The 17,231-nt window shown below is 59.2% G+C and carries 16 protein-coding genes and 1 pseudogene; 3 read left to right on the top strand and 14 right to left on the bottom strand.

Annotated elements, in window-relative coordinates; translation table 11 throughout:
- Nucleotides 1-16 precede the first annotated feature (16 nt).
- The 3 genes from cgtA to rplU all read right to left on the bottom strand — a co-directional run bounded on the left by cgtA (nt 17) and on the right by rplU (nt 2,006).
- Nucleotides 17-1,219, bottom strand: a complete 1,203-nt coding sequence (cgtA, locus tag ACTG1P_RS17405) for an Obg family GTPase CgtA (protein WP_005339026.1) — start codon at nt 1,217-1,219, stop codon at nt 17-19.
- A gap of 200 nt (nt 1,220-1,419) precedes the next feature.
- Nucleotides 1,420-1,677, bottom strand: coding sequence for a 50S ribosomal protein L27 (gene rpmA, locus ACTG1P_RS17400; RefSeq protein ID WP_005339028.1), 258 nt, complete (start codon nt 1,675-1,677; stop codon nt 1,420-1,422).
- 17 nt (nt 1,678-1,694) lie between these two features.
- A complete protein-coding gene (gene rplU / locus ACTG1P_RS17395) occupies nt 1,695-2,006 on the bottom strand; it encodes a 50S ribosomal protein L21 (protein WP_005304210.1) in 312 nt (103 codons plus the stop codon).
- Nucleotides 2,007-2,248: 242 nt separating this feature from the next.
- Between rplU and ispB the strand changes: the two genes are divergently transcribed.
- Nucleotides 2,249-3,220, top strand: a complete 972-nt coding sequence (ispB, locus tag ACTG1P_RS17390; protein WP_440001810.1) for an octaprenyl diphosphate synthase — start codon at nt 2,249-2,251, stop codon at nt 3,218-3,220.
- Between the two features lie 81 nt (nt 3,221-3,301).
- Here the strand turns inward: ispB and ACTG1P_RS17385 are convergent, their stop codons facing one another.
- The 10 genes from ACTG1P_RS17385 to ACTG1P_RS17340 form a co-directional block, all read right to left on the bottom strand.
- Nucleotides 3,302-3,490 (bottom strand): DUF2065 domain-containing protein, encoded by a 189-nt coding sequence (locus ACTG1P_RS17385; protein ID WP_058059476.1) that lies wholly within the window; start codon nt 3,488-3,490, stop codon nt 3,302-3,304.
- Between the two features lie 105 nt (nt 3,491-3,595).
- Nucleotides 3,596-4,480 (bottom strand): protease modulator HflC, encoded by an 885-nt coding sequence (hflC, locus tag ACTG1P_RS17380; protein WP_005339038.1) that lies wholly within the window; start codon nt 4,478-4,480, stop codon nt 3,596-3,598.
- A gap of 3 nt (nt 4,481-4,483) precedes the next feature.
- The gene (gene hflK, locus ACTG1P_RS17375) at nt 4,484-5,635 is read right to left on the bottom strand and encodes an FtsH protease activity modulator HflK (RefSeq protein WP_201980578.1); all 1,152 of its coding nucleotides are present in this window, start codon (nt 5,633-5,635) and stop codon (nt 4,484-4,486) included.
- Nucleotides 5,636-5,726: 91 nt separating this feature from the next.
- Entirely contained in the window at nt 5,727-7,013 is a 1,287-nt protein-coding gene (gene hflX / locus ACTG1P_RS17370; RefSeq protein WP_005339043.1) for a ribosome rescue GTPase HflX, read from the bottom strand.
- Between the two features lie 63 nt (nt 7,014-7,076).
- Nucleotides 7,077-7,340 (bottom strand): RNA chaperone Hfq, encoded by a 264-nt coding sequence (gene hfq / locus ACTG1P_RS17365; protein ID WP_005339045.1) that lies wholly within the window; start codon nt 7,338-7,340, stop codon nt 7,077-7,079.
- 72 nt (nt 7,341-7,412) lie between these two features.
- A complete protein-coding gene (gene miaA / locus ACTG1P_RS17360; RefSeq protein WP_440001809.1) occupies nt 7,413-8,342 on the bottom strand; it encodes a tRNA (adenosine(37)-N6)-dimethylallyltransferase MiaA in 930 nt (309 codons plus the stop codon).
- Nucleotides 8,332-10,197, bottom strand: coding sequence for a DNA mismatch repair endonuclease MutL (gene mutL, locus ACTG1P_RS17355; protein WP_440001808.1), 1,866 nt, complete (start codon nt 10,195-10,197; stop codon nt 8,332-8,334). The genes miaA and mutL overlap by 11 nt, the downstream gene beginning before the upstream one ends.
- 199 nt (nt 10,198-10,396) lie before the next feature.
- Entirely contained in the window at nt 10,397-12,085 is a 1,689-nt protein-coding gene (locus tag ACTG1P_RS17350) for an N-acetylmuramoyl-L-alanine amidase (RefSeq protein WP_440001807.1), read from the bottom strand.
- A gap of 23 nt (nt 12,086-12,108) precedes the next feature.
- A complete protein-coding gene (tsaE, locus tag ACTG1P_RS17345) occupies nt 12,109-12,582 on the bottom strand; it encodes a tRNA (adenosine(37)-N6)-threonylcarbamoyltransferase complex ATPase subunit type 1 TsaE (protein WP_005339056.1) in 474 nt (157 codons plus the stop codon).
- A 10-nt stretch (nt 12,583-12,592) separates the two neighbouring features.
- Complete coding sequence (locus tag ACTG1P_RS17340; RefSeq protein ID WP_440001806.1) at nt 12,593-14,104, bottom strand: NAD(P)H-hydrate dehydratase; 1,512 nt, start codon at nt 14,102-14,104, stop codon at nt 12,593-12,595.
- A gap of 60 nt (nt 14,105-14,164) precedes the next feature.
- Here ACTG1P_RS17340 and queG point away from each other — a divergent pair.
- Both queG and ppgK read left to right on the top strand, forming a co-directional pair.
- Nucleotides 14,165-15,318: pseudogene (queG, locus tag ACTG1P_RS17335) on the top strand (tRNA epoxyqueuosine(34) reductase QueG).
- Between the two features lie 111 nt (nt 15,319-15,429).
- A complete protein-coding gene (gene ppgK, locus ACTG1P_RS17330) occupies nt 15,430-16,170 on the top strand; it encodes a polyphosphate--glucose phosphotransferase (RefSeq protein ID WP_005349265.1) in 741 nt (246 codons plus the stop codon).
- Nucleotides 16,171-16,275: 105 nt separating this feature from the next.
- On the opposite strand, the gene ACTG1P_RS17325 is transcribed toward ppgK, so the two are convergent.
- Nucleotides 16,276-16,731: a hypothetical protein gene (locus ACTG1P_RS17325; protein WP_088870087.1), complete on the bottom strand. Its 456-nt coding sequence runs from the start codon at nt 16,729-16,731 to the stop codon at nt 16,276-16,278.
- Nucleotides 16,732-17,231: the final 500 nt, after the last annotated feature.

Raw genomic sequence — 17,231 nt, 5'->3', positions numbered from 1 at the left:
ATGAGAGTGACGGGGATCAGTCACGGACGTAGATGACTTCAACGCCATCATCTTCGTCGTCATCCCAATCGTCATCATCAAGCCCTTCATCGAAGGCAAGAGAGGCAGCCAGTGCTTCCGCTTCAGCCTTGGCCAACTGGTTCTTGTGGTAGTCGTCCCACTTGAACTCCACCTTCTCGATGGCGTCTTTGGCATCTTCCGCCAGCTGACGGGGCATGGTATCCAGCAGATCCAGAATGTCGTAGCAGACCTTCTTGGTGCCTTCCTTGCTGATGGCAGTGATGGCATAGACCGGCCCTTCGTGGTTCAGGGCCGCCTTGACGCGATCCATCACCTCCTGGGCTTCTTCCTCCAGGATCAGGTCCATCTTGTTGAACACCAACCAGCGCGGCTTGCCAGCCAGTTCCGGGCTGTACTTCTCCAGCTCCTTGACAATGGTCACGGCATTTTCAGCAGGATCGGAGCCATCAACCGGGCAGATATCCACCAGGTGGATCAGCACGCGGCAGCGCTCGAGGTGTTTCAGGAAGCGGATACCCAGGCCTGCGCCTTCGGCTGCGCCTTCGATCAGACCCGGGATATCGGCAATCACGAAGGAGCGGGAGTTCTCACCACGCACCACACCCAGGTTCGGTACCAGGGTAGTGAAGGGGTAATCTGCCACTTTCGGGCGAGCCGCAGAAACGGCGCGAATAAAGGTAGACTTGCCTGCGTTGGGCAGACCCAGCATGCCGACATCGGCCAGCAGCAGCAGCTCCAGCTTCAGGGTACGCACTTCACCAGGAGTACCATTACTCTTCTGGCGGGGCGCACGGTTGACGGAGCTCTTGAAGCGGGTGTTGCCCAGACCGTGGAAACCACCTTTGGCAACCAGCAGCTTCTGCTCGTGGTGGGTCAGGTCCCCCAGCAGTTCACCGGTATCTTCATCGGTCGCACGGGTACCGACCGGCACACGCAGGATCTTGTCCTTGCCGCGGCGACCGGTACAGTTGGCGCTCTGGCCATTCTCACCGCGCTCGGCGGCATGGAAACGCTCGAAACGGTAGTCGATCAGGGTATTGAGGTTCTCGTCGGCGATCAGATATACGTCGCCACCGTCACCGCCGTCACCGCCGTCCGGACCACCGTTGGGAATATATTTTTCACGGCGAAAGCTTACACAACCGTTACCACCGTCACCGGCATCGACTCGAATCTGGACTTCATCAACAAACTTCATAGGTAACCGTCACCTTAATTCGAAAAACCGATACGCAATTATAGTGGTACAGACCCCTGCGGGCGATACGCATCTTGCCAATCATGCCCGTCAGAGCCAAAGTCAGCTGCGTTCCGTTTTTTCGTCAACGACATCAGAAAGACGTCAGAAAAACAAAAGCCCCGCCTGTTGGCGGGGCTTCGGATCCTTGCGGTCCGTAATTACTCAGCAACGATGCTAACGTATTTACGATTCAGCGGACCTTTAACTTCGAACAGGATTTTACCAGTCGCGGTTGCGAACAGGGTGTGATCCTTGCCCAGACCAACGTTGGTGCCAGCGTGGAACTTGGTACCACGTTGACGAACGATGATGCTGCCAGCCAGAACTGTTTCGCCGCCAAAACGCTTCACGCCCAGGCGTTTAGCTTCAGAATCGCGACCGTTGCGGGATGAACCGCCAGCTTTTTTGTGTGCCATTTATCGGACTCCTCTAATTAAGCGCTGATGCCAGTGATTTTGACTTCAGTGAACCACTGACGGTGGCCCGCTTGCTTACGATGGTGCTTACGACGACGGAACTTGACGATAGTCACTTTCTCGCCACGGCCGTGAGCCACAACTTCAGCTACAACCTTGCCACCTTCAACGAAAGGAGCACCTACTTTAAAAGTGTCGCCTGCAGCAACCATCAGAACTTCGTTGAAGTCGATGGTAGCGCCAGTCTCAACGTTCAGCTTTTCCAGACGAACGATTTGACCTTCGGCCACACGGTGTTGTTTTCCGCCGCTTTGGAATACCGCGTACATTTGATTAACTCCGTAAAGGCATGTCTTTTGCTCAAGGCTAGACATGCGCAAAAACCTATAACAATGGGCGGGCATTCTACGCAAATCGATCTGCTCAGGCAAGGCCAATTTAGCAAAAAGTTTATTTTGTGCGCATATCTGCCGCCGTGGATAAACGCCTAACTGTAACCCATTGTGAAATCGTGTAGAATCCCTGCCATTACTAAAATCGCAGTTATTGCTGCTGTCACGTTACGAGACTTATGGACCAACAGACTATCCGTGCGCTCTGTGCCGCCGACATGACGGCGGTCAATGAACTGATCCTGGCCCGACTCCAGTCCGACGTTAGTCTGATTAATCAGCTGGGTTTCTACATTGTCAGCGCCGGCGGGAAACGGATGCGCCCCATGCTGACCGTGATGGCTGCGCGTGCGCTGCGCTATGAAGGTGAGGATCACCTGAAACTGGCCGCCATCATCGAATTCATTCACACCTCTACCCTGCTGCACGACGACGTGGTCGACGAATCCGACCTGCGCCGTGGCAGGGAGACCGCCAACGCCATGTTTGGCAATGCCGCCAGCGTGCTGGTCGGTGACTACCTCTATAGCCGCTCCTTTCAGATGATGGCCGAACTCTCCAACCTGCGGGTGATGGAGATCCTCTCGGATGCCACCAACACCATCGCCGAAGGGGAAGTGTTGCAGCTGATGAACTGCAACGACCCGGATACCACCGAAGAGAGCTACATGACGGTCATCTACTGCAAGACCGCCAAGCTGTTCGAGGCCGCCACTCGCCTTGCAGCCGTGCTGACTCATCAGCCCGAGCCCGTCGAGCAGGCCATGACCGATTACGGCAAGTATCTGGGCACCGCGTTCCAGATCATCGATGACGTGATGGACTACTGCTCCCAGAGCGAAGAGATGGGCAAGAACGTCGGCGACGATCTGGCCGAAGGCAAACCGACCCTGCCGCTGCTGCGCGCCATGGAAGTGGGCACACAGGAAGAACGCCAGCTGGTGCGCGATGCCATCGAGCACCGCAACGGCATGGAGCATCTTGAGCAGATCCTTGGCATTCTCGACCGCACTGGCGCGCTGGAGTACTCCCGCATGCGTGCCAGGGAAGAGGCCGACAAGGCCATTGCAGCCCTCGCCATCCTGCCAGACTCCCCGCACAAACAGGCGCTGGAGACACTGGCCCACATGGCCGTGCAGCGCAGTGCCTGAGTAAACAACATGCATGAAAAAAGAGGCCGTTGGCCTCTTTTTTATTGTCTGCTATCTGCTGGACAGTGCATTGCGCCAGACTCAGCGACTCAGCATCCAGAGGATCACGCTACCCGCAACCACTAGCGAGCCGCCGATACGGCGCAACTGCTCCGGTGGCTGATCGCTCAGCAGCCGTAACATCTGCTGCCATGCCTTGGGCATCAACAACGGGCCAAGCCCCTCGAACAACAGCAGCAATCCCAACCCCATCAGCATGGATGTCAGCATCCGACCTCCTTCAATGCAACCAGCACCCTGGGTCGACGGCTGGCATTGGCACCAAAAACAAAAGGGTCTGACGATGCAGACCCTTTGAATGTGACCTCGTGGCGATTACTGCTTGGTGCCGTGAGGAGACTTGAGGTAACGGAAGAACTCGCTATCCGGCTTCAACACCATCAGGTCGTTGCCACCGGCAAAGCTCTTGCGATAGGCCTCCATGCTACGCACGAAGCTGAAAAACTCGGGGTCTTTCTTGTAGCTGTCGGCATAGATCTTGGCGGCTTCCGCATCCCCTTCACCACGCAGCTGGCGAGCGTTACTCTCGGCGTCAGCGATCATGACGGTTACCTTGCGGTCGATATCGGCACGCAGGATTTCAGCCTTCTCGCGACCCTGAGAGCGGTGCTCACGGGCGACTGCGGTACGCTCGGCGCGCATCCGCTGGTAGATGGAGTTGGAGACTTCCACCGGCAGGTTGATCTGCTTGATCCGCACATCCACCACCTTGATACCGAGCTCGGAGGAGCGCGCCATCTTCTTCAGGGCATCTTCCATCACGGTACTGCGCTCACCGGAGACGATGTCCTTAATGGTGCGGTTACCGATCTCGGAACGCAGACCGTTGTTGATCTTGCGCTTGAGCAGATCTTCAGCCTGCAGCTTGTTGCCACCACCGGTTGCCAGGTAGTACTTGGAGAAGTCCTCAATCTTCCACTTCACGTAGGAGTCGATGATCAGGTCTTTCTTCTCGGAGGTAACAAAACGGTCGGCCTGGCTGTCAATGGTCTGGATGCGGGCATCCATCTTGCGAACCTGGTCGATGAGCGGCACCTTGAAATGCAGGCCCGGCTCATAGAGGCGGGGTTCACCGGAGTCAACCCGCTTCACCTTGCCAAACTGCACCACAATCCCCTTCTGACCTTCATCAACGATAAAGACAGAGGAGAAGCAGACCATGGCCGCGACAGCGATTGCACCAATAGCTAGCTTTTTCATCTATCAGTTTCTCCCTGAGCTGAAGCGGTCACCGCTACGCAGCGGCATTGTCGGCGTAGAGTTGGCACCCTCGTTGGAAACGGGGACCTGCTCTGTGACCGGGGCGACAGTGGCACGATCAGACTGGGCAGCCTTCGGCTTGCCAGACAGCTTGTCGAGCGGCAGGTAGATCATGCTGTTGTTGCCAGCCGGCATGTCGACCACCACCTTGTTGGCCTGCTGATAGAGATCTTCCATGGTTTCCAGATAGATACGCTCACGGGTCAGCTCGGGGGCAGCCAGATACTGGGGCAGCAGCTCGTTGAAGCGAGCAACTTCACCCTGGGCTTTCAACACGATCTGGGATTTGTAAGCTTCCGCTTCCTGCTCCAGACGCTTCACCTGGCCACGGGCCTTGGGCTCCACTTCACGGGCATAGGCTTCTGCTTCACGAATGAAGCGCTGTTCATCTTCCTGAGCGGAGATGGCGTCATCAAAGGCGTCTTTCACCTCTTCCGGCGGACGCGCCGGCAGGAAGTTAACGTCGACGATCTGCAGACCCATCTGGTAGGGCTCGATGATGCCATCGATCACCTGCCAGGTCTCCTGACGCACCTTCTCACGACCGGTAGTCAGCACGTCATCCATCCGGGTATGACCCACCACGTAGCGCAGGGCGCTATCGGTAGCCTGACCCAGACTCTCGTCGGCATTGGTCACGCTGAACAGATACTGCTCGGGATTGACCACACGGTACTGCACGTCCATCTCGACCCGTACCACGTTCTCATCCTGAGTCAGCATGAAACCGGAGGCAGGCAGGGAGCGCACGGACTCGACGTCCACCGGGATCACCTGATCGATAAAGGTCGGCTTCCAGCGCAGGCCCGGCTCGACAATATGGGAAAACTTGCCAAACCGCAGCACGGCACCACGCTCCGCTTCGCGAATGGTGTAGAAGCCGCTGACGACCCACACCACCACAGCCACAACCAGCGCGATGGAGATACCAAAGCGACCTACATCGCCGCCAGATTTGCCGCCACCAAACAAGCCACCGAAACGGCGACTCACTTTGCGCAGCATTTCATCCAGATCAGGGGGTCCCTGATTCTTGCCGTTATTCCCCCAAGGGTCACGGTCTTTGCCGTTGTTACCAGGCTCATTCCAAGCCATCAGCGTCTCCATTAATACATGCGGATGGATATCATCTCTATCGGGCCGTCATACGTCGCGAAGCCCCTAAGGGGTCATCTTCATCAACGAATCAATGCCTGATAAAGCGTTGTAAACTCTCACCTTCCTGTTTCACGAGGCGGTTCCAGTCGGCCACTTGCAAGCGGACTTCCAGCACGAAATCACCCTCCTCGCTAAAACCTTCCTGCTCAATCCCTTTCAGCTGATAGAGCGCACTGCGCAATCTCGCGGCAGAAGGAGGCAACTGCAGGGTGTGATGCACCATGGAGCCAGCCAGCAATTCGGTCAGCGCCGTAAACAGATGCTCACAACCTTCACCAGTCTGGGCCGACAACCAGACGCGCAACGGGCGCCCCTCGTCATCTCGCTCCAGACCTGCCGGACGATCCGCCAGCTTGTCGATCTTGTTGCAGATCATCAGCTGGGGCCTGTCATCGGCTTCAATCTCGGCCAACACCTGCTGCACGGAGTCGATATTCTCCTGCATCTGCTCATCGGCACAGTCCACCACATGCAGCAGCAGATCCGCTTCACGGGTCTCCTGCAGGGTCGCCTTGAAGGCCGCGACCAGATCATGGGGCAAGTGTCGAATAAATCCAACTGTATCCGCCAAAATCACATCACCCACATCCCGGATCACCAGTTTACGCAGGGTGGGATCCAGAGTTGCGAACAATTGGTCGGCAGCATACACGCTGGCAGCTGTAAGTTGGTTGAACAAAGTGGACTTTCCGGCGTTGGTATAACCAACCAGTGACACCGTCGGCACTTCGTTGCGGTTGCGGGCACGGCGTCCCTGCTCCCGCTGCTTGGCCACCTTGTCGAGCCGACGCAAAATCGCCTTGATGCGTTCCCGCAGCAGACGTCGGTCAGTTTCAAGCTGGGTTTCACCCGGGCCACGCAGACCGATCCCGCCCTTTTGACGCTCAAGGTGGGTCCAGCCTCGCACCAGACGAGTGGAAAGATGGCGCAACTGGGCCAGTTCGACCTGCAGTTTACCTTCGTGGGTTCGGGCGCGCTGGGCAAAGATATCGAGGATCAGGCCGGTTCGGTCCACCACCCGGCACTGGAACAGACGCTCCAGGTTGCGCTCCTGGGCGGGAGTCAGGGCATGGTTGAAGATGACGACGTCAGCATCCAGCATCTGGACTTGGGACGCGATCTCTTCAGCCTTGCCACTGCCGACAAAAAATTTGGCACTGGGCGCACTGCGACTGGTGGTAATTACCCCCAGCGCATTGACTCCGGCCGAGCTCACCAACATCTTGAGCTCTTCCAGATCCTCCCGCTCACCCTCATCACTGAAGTTGACATGCACCAGAACGGCCTGTTCGCCAGCTTCATAACGGTCAAACAAGCGCTTGCTCCTTAACAGGAATCATGATGAATCTGAGTTGGCGAGTCGACTCGCCCAGGGATATCACGCCTCGGCATCACCCTGTTCATCAGCCGCGCCACCCGGAGTGGGCTGGTGATGATTGACGGCACGGGCCGGTACGACAGTCGAGATGGCGTGCTTGTAAACCATCTGGCTCACGGTGTTTTTCAGCAGGATAACAAACTGGTCAAAAGACTCGATCTGACCTTGCAGTTTGATGCCGTTCACCAAATAGATAGAAACAGGAATCCGCTCACGGCGCAGCGCATTCAAAAACGGGTCTTGGAGAGATTGCCCCTTAGCCATTTTTCTTTTCCTTATAGTTTGTTGTTTTTAAACACCGAATATCAATATAACAACCTGATTATACAGGGAGTGTCAAGCCGCACCAGCGCGAGCAAGCACGCGGTCGAGATTGCCAGACTCACCAGATTCCAACCAGGTCACATCAGGCCAGCCGCGCAACCAGGTCATCTGTCGTTTTGCCAATTGGCGTGTGGCAACAATGCCACGATAACGCATCTCATCATACCCCACTTCACCGCACAGGTAGTCCCACATTTGGCGATAACCCACACAGCGAATGGAGGGGAGATCCGGGTGCAGATCGCCGCGCGCCATCAGCGCACGAACCTCCTGTTCAAAGCCACCTTGCAGCATCTTGTCAAAGCGCTGTTCGATACGCTGATGCAGCACGGCGCGATCGCTCGGGGCGATGGCAAACTGCTGCACCCGATAGGGCAAGCCCTCCCCCTGCACTTGCGTCAGCTCGGTAAGGGTCTTGCCGCTGATACGGTAGACCTCCAGCGCCCGGCTGAGCCGCTGCGGGTCATTGGGGTGAATTCGCGCCCCGGCCACCGGGTCAATGCGCACCAGCTCGTCGTGCAGCGCTTGCCAACCGAGGCGGGCAGCCTCTTCCTCAATCCCGGCACGAATGGCGGGATCGGCAGAGGGCAATGGGGACAATCCCTCCAGCAGCGCCTTGAAATAGAGCATGGTGCCGCCCACCAGCAGCGGAATGCGGCCGCGATCGGCGATCTCTTTCATCTCCCGCAGGGCATCCTTGCAAAAATCGGCCGCAGAATAGCTCACTGCGGGATCAAGAATGTCGATCAGTCGGTGCGGGGCCCGCGCCAGCTCATCGGCAGTCGGCTTGGCCGTACCGATATCCATGCCGCGATAGATCAGCGCCGAATCGACGCTGATGATGTCGCAGGGCAGCGCCTGGCACAGTTCAATGGCGAGATCCGTCTTGCCGGAGGCCGTCGGCCCCATCAGAAAAATTGCGGTCGGCAAGTCACTCGTCATGTTCAAACTCCTCCAGCACGGTCGCCAACGAAAGCGGGCGTACCATGCGAATATCTGTCAGTTGGTCAGCGTGAGCGGCCACAAGTTCCGTCAGCAGACGACTGGCAGTTGAAAAATCGTATATCTTCTCGCGGCTTATCCCCTGCTCCACCAGCCATTGGCATAATACTTCAGCCTGCTGACCAGCATCACTGTCAGATCCGCCCTCGATAATTTGCAGCAATTCGGGTAACAGACGCACCAGATCGGTCTGGCGCAGCAGAGCCGGCACCCGAGTCAGGATCATGGTGTCGCGCCCCCCGCTTTTCAACTCCAGCCCCATCCGTTTCAGCAAACGTTCCTGCTCGGTCACCAGCGCGATCAAATTCTTCGGCAGCTTGAAGGAGACCGGCAGCAACAGTGGCTGGGCCGCCAGTCCCTGGCCCCAGGTCTCCAGCAGCCAGTGGCGCAGCAGCACCCGCTCGGCGCGCACCAGCGAGAGCAGCTCCAGCTGATTATCCCGCTCGATCAACAGGTAGGCCTGATCCACCAGTGTCAGGGCGCGACATCCCCCCTGTTTGGGTGACGGCACTGGATCAGTGGGCTGCGCAGGAGCAGCCTCAGTTGCGATAGGCACCGTAGTGAGCAGAGCGCCCATGCCGCGCATCGCCTCCCGGCTCGGCGGCTCGGGCGGTTGATAATTGCTGGCTCGGCCAGCCCCACCGCCCCCCTCCCGCACCTGTGCAGGTGCCCGGTAGCTGTGCTCGGCACCGTACCACTCCGGGCGTGGCGCCTGACCGGGATATTCGATCTGCGGACTGACCGGCAGCTCGACCAGGGTTTCGGCCAGCGGCACATCCTGATGAGCGACGCTGACTCCTTCGCGGCGCAGCGCAGTAAACAGCGCCTGAAAGATAAAGTCGTGGATCAGTCGCGCCTGATGGAAGCGCACCTCATGCTTGGCCGGATGGACGTTGACATCCACCTGACGGGGATCCAGCTCGATATAGAGCACATAGGCGGCGAAGCGGTCGGGAGGCAACAACTCGTCATAGGCCTGACGAATGGCGTGGTTGATGAGCTTGTCGCGCATCATCCGGCCGTTGACGTAGGTGTATTGCAGATCGTTTTGCGGTCTTGCCCCCTCCGGAGTCGCCAGCCAGCCCCACAGCCGCACGTCGCTATGCTCGCTCTCCACCGCCAGCGCATGGTGCATGAAGGGAGTGCCGCAAACGGCGGCGAGGCGACGCTCCTGCTCCGGCACGGTATTGGCGGCCTTGTACTGGCGCACCACCTTGCCGTTGTGGCGCAGGATCAGGGTGGCATCGAAGCGGGAGAGCGCGATGCGGCGCACCAGCTCGTCGATATGGGCAAACTCGGTCTTTTCGCTGCGCATGAACTTGCGCCGCGCGGGGGTATTGAAGAAGAGATCCACCACCTCCACCGTGGTGCCCACCGGATGGGCCGCCGGCTTGATGGTGACGCTCATCTCGCGCCCTTCCGCCTGGGCTTGCCAGGCTTCGGACTGCTCGGCGGTGCGGGAGGTGAAGGTGAGACGGGAGACCGAGCTGATGGAGGCGAGCGCCTCGCCACGAAAACCGAGGCTGTTGATCCCTTCCAGATCGTCCAGCGTGGCCACCTTGGAGGTGGCATGACGCGACAGCGCCAACACCAGCTCGTCTTTGGCGACACCGCAGCCGTTATCACGGATGCGGATCAGCTTGGCCCCCCCCTTGTCGATGTCGATCTCGACCCGATCTGCCCCCGCATCCAGGCTGTTTTCCACCAGCTCTTTCACCACAGAAGAGGGCCGCTCCACCACCTCTCCGGCTGCAATCTGGTTGGCCAGAATGGGTGGCAAAATACGGATCGGCATCATTTACTCCTGAATTTCTATCTTGCGGATGGTCAGTCTCTTAAGGCTCCAGGAGGGCCGCTCCACCACCTCTCCACCAACCGGAATCTGGTTAGCCAGAATCGGGGGCAATATACGGATCGGCATCACTTACTCCTGAATTTCAATCTTGCTGATGGTATTCGCTAACAGCGGGAGCGGCATCACCCGCTCCCGCGCGTCAGTTTTGCGGAATGTAGAGCACCTGCCCTACCTGAATATTCCGTGACTTGAGCTTGTTGATCTCTACCAGCCGAGCCTGACTCACCCCATGCTTCTCGGCAAGGCGGGAGAGGCTCTCGCCCCGCTTGACCACATGGCGGATCATCTGCGACTTGTCGTCACTGCGAACGGGGGCAGCAGCGTGGCTCTGCCCCTGCTGAGGGATATAGATAGTCTGACCAATCTGAATATCCCGGCTGCGCAGCTGGTTGATCTCCACCAGAGTGGACTGACTCACTCCATGCTTCTCGGCAAGGCGAGAGAGGCTCTCGCCCCGTTTGACCACATGGCGGAGCATCCGCGATTTGTCATAGTCGCCCACACTGCTGACCGGTGCACCGCTCTCTTGCGATGCCGCCGAGTAAGGCTTGATCACCCCGGCACCAGAGCCGCTCGCCGTACCGCTGTCGCGGGTAGTAGCGGGCATCTTGTTGGTCACTACCGGCTGCGACTGTGCCTGCCTGGGCTGGCTCACCGGCTGCCGGGCTACCGTTGCAGGGCGAGTAGCAGCAGGTTGGCTCACCTGCCCCTTGCCGCTCAGCATGGCCCCCTTGGTCGGGTGGGCGCGGTAGTAGTTGCGGATCCCCTCGAAGATGGCGCGGGCCAGCTGGTCCTGATAGCTGGCGGTGGCCAGCAGCTTCTCTTCCGCATGGTTGGAGATAAACCCGGTCTCCACCAGCACCGAGGGAATATCCGGCGCCTTCAGCACCGCCAGACTGGCATGCTCCGGCGCCTTCTTGTGCAGTCGGGCAACCTTGCCCATGGAGCGCAGGATCTGGCGGCTGACGTCATATCCTTCGGCACGGGACTTGTCCATGGAGAGGTCGAGGAAGGTCTGTGCCAGATAGGGGTTGGGATCGGATTCCGCCAACACCTTGCCGACACCGCCCAGCAGCTCGCCCTGCTTCTCCTGCTTCTCCAGCCAGCTGCCCATCTCGCGGTTGGCACGGTTGGTCGACAAGACCCAGACCGAGGCACCACGCGGGGTCGAGTTATGAAAACTGTCTGCATGGATAGAGACCAGCAGATCCGCCTTCGCCTTGCGGGCAATCTCGGAGCGCTTGTTGAGGTCGACGAAGTAGTCGCCACGACGGGTCATCACGGCGCGCATCCCCGGCTCGCGGTCGATCAGTGCAGCCAGCTTCTGGGAGACCGCCAGCGTCACCCGTTTTTCATAGGTACGGCGCGGGCCGATGGAGCCCGGATCTTCCCCACCGTGGCCCGGGTCGATGGCAATCACCACTCCCTTGCCCTTGCCACCGACAGGCGTGGATTGCACCGCTGCAGCCGAGCGCTTCTCTTCATAAGGCAGATCGATGACCAGACGGTGGCCATAAGGCCCGGCTGGCGCCAACGGAAAGACCACCGGCTTGATGGCGGAGCTGAGATCCATCACCAACCGCAGACCGCCCTTCTCCAGCGGAGTGCTCTGGCGGATCTTGCGCACCAGTTCGCTGTTGTTCTCGATCCGCGCCAGATTGGCGGCGTTGCTCGCCCCTTTCAGGTCGATCACCAGCCGATCCGGGCCGGTGAGGGTGAAATAGTTGAAGTTGGGGGCGCTGCTCATATCGAGCACCACCCGGGTATTATCCGGTGATGGCCAGATTCGTACGCTCTTGAGCTGATTCGCCCAGGAGGGTAATGCCATCAAAGAGAGAGCAATAACAAGGATCAAGCGCACGTAGATGACAACCGTTCCAGAATGGCTTCGCCAATAGCAGTGCGGGCCTCTATCAGAACCTCGCGCTGCTCGCCTACATAAGTGAGGGTAATTTCCAGGTCGGGAGCCGGTAACCAGCCCTCGCCCTTCTCGGACCACTCCACCAGACAGAGTGTGTTGGCGGCAAAATAGTCCCGAATGCCCATGAATTCCAGCTCTTCCGGATCAGCCAGGCGATAGAGATCAAAATGGTAGACCTGCCAGCCATCGAGCTCATAGGGTTCGACCAGGGTGTAAGTCGGGCTTTTTACCTTGCCCTGATGGCCAAGGCCCTGCACCCAGCCGCGGGTCAGGGTGGTTTTACCGGCGCCAAGCGTGCCATGCAAAAACACTGTGGTCGCCTGCTGGCAGGCCTGTGCCAGACGGCCACCCAGTGCCACGGTTGCTGCCTCGTCCGGCAGTGTCATCATCAACTGTTTTGCCATGTTCTTCTTTTTAACTTGTAATGGTGTCGGGATTAACCAGTTTGCGGATCAGCGGCAGCAGATCTGACGCCAGCATGCCCCGCTCGCCGTCAGCGGCGGCCTGATCTGCAGCCTCGCCGTGGATCACGGCGCCCAGCCAGCTTGCCATGGTGGCAGACCAGCCCTGGGCCAAAAGGGCTGCGATTATACCAGATAACAGATCGCCCATGCCGCCACTTGCCATGCCGGGATTGCCTTCACAACATAGAGCGACCCGCTCGCCGTCATAAATAAGTGTCCCCGCCCCTTTTAGCAGCACCACACCGCCATAGCGCCGCTGCAGTGCCTGCACGGCGGCAAACCGGTCGGTTTCAATCTCGGCAATGGAGCATCCCAGCAGGCGCGCTGCTTCGCCGGGATGGGGCGTGAGCACCCAATTATCCTGATGGCGGGGAGATTGCGCCAGCCAATTCAATCCATCGGCGTCCAAAACCAGTGGCAGCCGATCGGTGAGATAACGGGCGATTTGCGCGCTTCCCCACTCATCCTGACCGAGCCCGGGGCCGATGACCCGCACCGACGCCCACCCCTCGTCATCAGCGGTAGTGAGACTCATCAGTTCGGGTTGATAGAGGCTGACCGGCGGATGTTCCGGATGCTGACATACCCGCACCAGCCCGGCCCCCGCCCGCAGGCAGGCGCGGGCAGCCAGCACGATGGCCCCCTGCATGCCGCGATTGCCCCCCACCAGCAGCACCTTGCCATAAGAGCCCTTGTGGGAAGCGCGCGGGCGCGGGGTCAGCTGCGTGCTCAGCTGCGGATAATCGATACGCCAGGCGGCGGGCAGCATAGTGTCATCCGGCGTGACGCCAAGGGGATCACAGTCGAGCTGGCCGACACAATCCACCCCGTCGCCGGTGAGCATCCCCTGCTTGATACCGATAAAGGTGAGGGTGCGAGTGGCCTGCACCACGGCCCCCATGGCACGGCCGGTATCGCCGTTGAGGCCGGAGGGGAGATCCACCGCCAGCACGGGCACAGCCAAGCCATTGATTGTTGCGACGATCTTTGTCAGTAGTGGCGAGAGGGAGGTGTTGACGCCGGTGCCAAGCAGGGCATCGACCACCAGATCCGGGGTGGAGTGCTGGTCCTTATCAAATTGCTCGGCCAGCCAGACCCGGCCACCGGCCGCCAGCCACTCATCGGCGGCCCGTCTGGCATCCCCCTTCAGCTGGTCGGGTGCCCTGGCGGCAATCACCACCACCTCGATGCCAATCTGGCGGGCAAGGCGGGCCAGCACATAGCCATCACCGCCGTTATTACCGGGGCCGACGAAAATCCACCAGCAGCGACTGTCGGGCCAATGCAGGGTGGCATAAGTACGCAGCGCTGCACCGGCTCGCTCCATCAGGGCATAGAGAGGTTGCCCCTCACGCGCGGCCCAGTTGCGCTCCAGTGCGCAGATCTGTTCAGTCTGCCACAGCCCCTGTGGTAAACTGCCCCCCTCTTTTGTGCCCAACGCGCCCCTGATGATCTCTACCATGACGGCTCCCGCCTCTTATCAATCGACCCACGCCAGCAAACGCCAGCCAGGCCAAGCCACATGAGCGCACCTGACTTCCACCAGCTGGCCCACGATATCAAGCTCTGGGCACAGGAGCTAGGATTTGACCAGGCGGGCATCACCGACACCGATCTGCGTATCGAAGAGCCGAGATTGCAGGCCTGGCTGGATGCGGGCTATCACGGCAGCATGGATTACATGGCGCGCCACGGCATGATGCGCACGCGCCCCCACGAGCTGCTGCCGGGCACGGTGCGGGTGTTGTCGGTGCGGATGAACTACCTGCCGTTCGAGGCAGGTTTTGCTGCCACCCTGCGCGATCCGACCCTCGGCTATATCAGCCGCTATGCCCTCGGCCGCGACTACCACAAGGTGCTGCGCAACCGGCTCAAACAGCTGGGTGATCGCATCGAAGCGCGCTGCGCCGAGCTGTTTCAAGGCACTGAAGAGACCTTGGGTGAGTGGCGCCCCTTCGTCGACTCCGCCCCCATCCTCGAGCGGCCACTGGCAGCCAAAGCTGGCCTCGGCTGGGTTGGCAAACACTCACTGCTGCTCAACGAATCGGCTGGCTCTTTCTTCTTTCTCGGCGAGCTGTTGCTCAACCTGCCGCTGCCGCTCGACCAGCCAGTGGAGAAGGAGCAGTGCGGCAAGTGTGTCGCCTGCATCAACATCTGCCCGACCGGCGCCATTGTCGCTCCCTATGTGGTGGATGGCCGCCGCTGCATCTCCTATCTCACCATCGAGAATGATGGCCCCATCCCCGAGGAGTTCAGGCCCCTGATGGGCAACCGCATCTACGGCTGCGACGACTGCCAGCTTATCTGCCCCTGGAATCGCTACGCCGATACCAGCCCGGAACCCGATTTTAGCCCCCGCACCAGCCTGCACCGCCCGCCCCTGCTGGTGCTGTGGTGCTGGAGCGAGAGCGATTTTCTCAAACAGACCGAGGGGAGCCCAACCGCCGCATCGGCTACAAACGCTGGCGCCGCAATCTGGCGGTCGCCCTTGGCAATGGCCCGGCGACCCCCGAGGTGATCGCAGCCCTGCAACTGGGGCTGACCACCGCCGAGCCCATGGTGGCCGAACATATCGAATGGGCGCTGGCCACCCTTGCCCGGCGTCAGGATGAAGAGAACAAGAAGACCCGTTTGCTGATCCGCTGCATCGAAAAAGGTCTGTCGGATCACGCATAAGTGATCTGCCCCTTGCCGGATTGCAGCACTTTTTTCATGCTCTGCCGACCTTTAGTGCCCATAACAGCGTGGTCACTGCAAACTGGTCGGCATACAACAAGGACAACACAGATGCATATGTTGGGAGTGGATATTGGAGGCTCAGGGATCAAGGGCTGTCTGGTCGATACCAAAACCGGCGAATTGATTGGCGAGCGCCATCGCATTGCCACACCGCAACCGGCCACCCCGGCCGCCATCGCCCATACCCTCAAGGCGCTGGTCGAACACTTCGACTGGAAAGGACCGGTGGGCTGCGGCTTTCCCGCCACCATCCACAACGGCATTGCCAAGAGTGCCGCCAACATCGACAAGAGCTGGATCGAAACCGATGCCGAGCATCTGTTTGCCGATGTCACCGGCAAGCCCTGCTATGTGCTGAATGATGCTGACGCCGCCGGTTTGGCCGAAATGCGCTTTGGTGCCGGCAAGGATCGCAAGGGGGTCATCATCCTCATCACGGTCGGTACCGGCATCGGCACCGCCATCTTCGTCAACGGCCATCTGCTGCCCAACACCGAGCTGGGCCATCTGATGCTGGAAGGAATGGTCGCCGAGCACTACTGCTCCGATGCGGCGCGCAAACGGGAAGATCTCTCCTGGAACCGCTGGGGCAAGCGTTTCAACAAGTATCTGGCGCGCCTCGAGTTTCTCTTCTCCCCCGACCTCTTCATTCTGGGGGGCGGCAGCGCAGCCAAGCTGGATAAGTTCGTCGATCGCATCGAGACCCGGGCACCGCTGATTCCGGCGGCCAGCCTCAATCAGGCGGGCATTATCGGGGCCGCCCTCTACGCGGCCGAGCAGCAGGGCTAACCGACGCTCACTGCAAATCAGCAGATATCCAATGGAAAGGGCCCGGCACTGCTGCCGGGCCCTTTTGTTTGGCCGCTATCTTGCGTGTTCGACCGCCATCACCCGTTACATGTCATCGAGTCGGTGTACCCCGTGCACCAGTCGGGTCAGACGAGTCTGCTCCAGCCCAGCCAGATTCTCGAGCAAGGCGGTGGTGGCCGGTGTCGGGCACTCCCGGGCCAGATTACTCAGCTCGCCCACCAGCTGCTCCTCCCAACGGCATACCTGAGTGACGATATCCTGAGTCTGGACTGATGCCGGCAGCTCGAAGCGGGTAATGGCAGGCAACATATCCTCGCTGAAACTCTGGTTCAGCCAGGTCTCCCTGACCGCCTCTCCCAGTTGAGCAGCATATTCGTGCAGATGGGCACTGGCCGCATCCTCACGCCCTTGCAGATAGACCAGCAACATCCGGCTGCGTTCGCTGTCCACCTGACTGGTCAAACGCCCGTAACAGAGTCCGAGCTGGTGGTGAACCTGCTCAAGATAGTGCAGCAACTCTTTGATCTGTTGGAATCTCATCGCACTGCCCTCCATGCTTGTCGACAACATCAGTATAAAAAACCGGCGCCACCGACCCAATCCCTATCCGAGCCCCCCTTGCGCTGCATCAAGGTTGACGCCGACAAAGTGGCGATCAGGTGATCCGGTCACGAATAGGGAACGATTTGTGCAGCAATTTGTGTAACGATGGAGGAGCATCAGGCTCGACAGCAGATGTGAACAGAAACGGGCTGACACACTAATAAAACCAGCATTTACCCGATATTAACCATCTTTAATTCGGTTATCTGCCGCAGGGACGAAACAGGATCTGGAAGAGCAACAATACCATCCTGATCGTTATCCGCCTGACAGAAATCCTTATCACTTTTTTAGACGTCTAGACGTAAAAACATGCGTTGACATGGCCATCCAGACATCTTAGCATCATCCTCCATGATGACAGAGTAACCCAGTGGAACCTCTGCCCAATTTCCCCGCCTGTAGCGCCCTGTGCTTTAAGGCTGTTAGCACGGAAG

Source organism: Aeromonas sp. 11P (genome assembly GCF_051920165.1).
GTDB classification, from domain to species: domain Bacteria; phylum Pseudomonadota; class Gammaproteobacteria; order Enterobacterales; family Aeromonadaceae; genus Aeromonas; species Aeromonas veronii.
The sequence above is the reverse complement of the archived record's forward strand: the minus strand, read 5'-3'. Positions and strand labels throughout refer to the sequence as shown.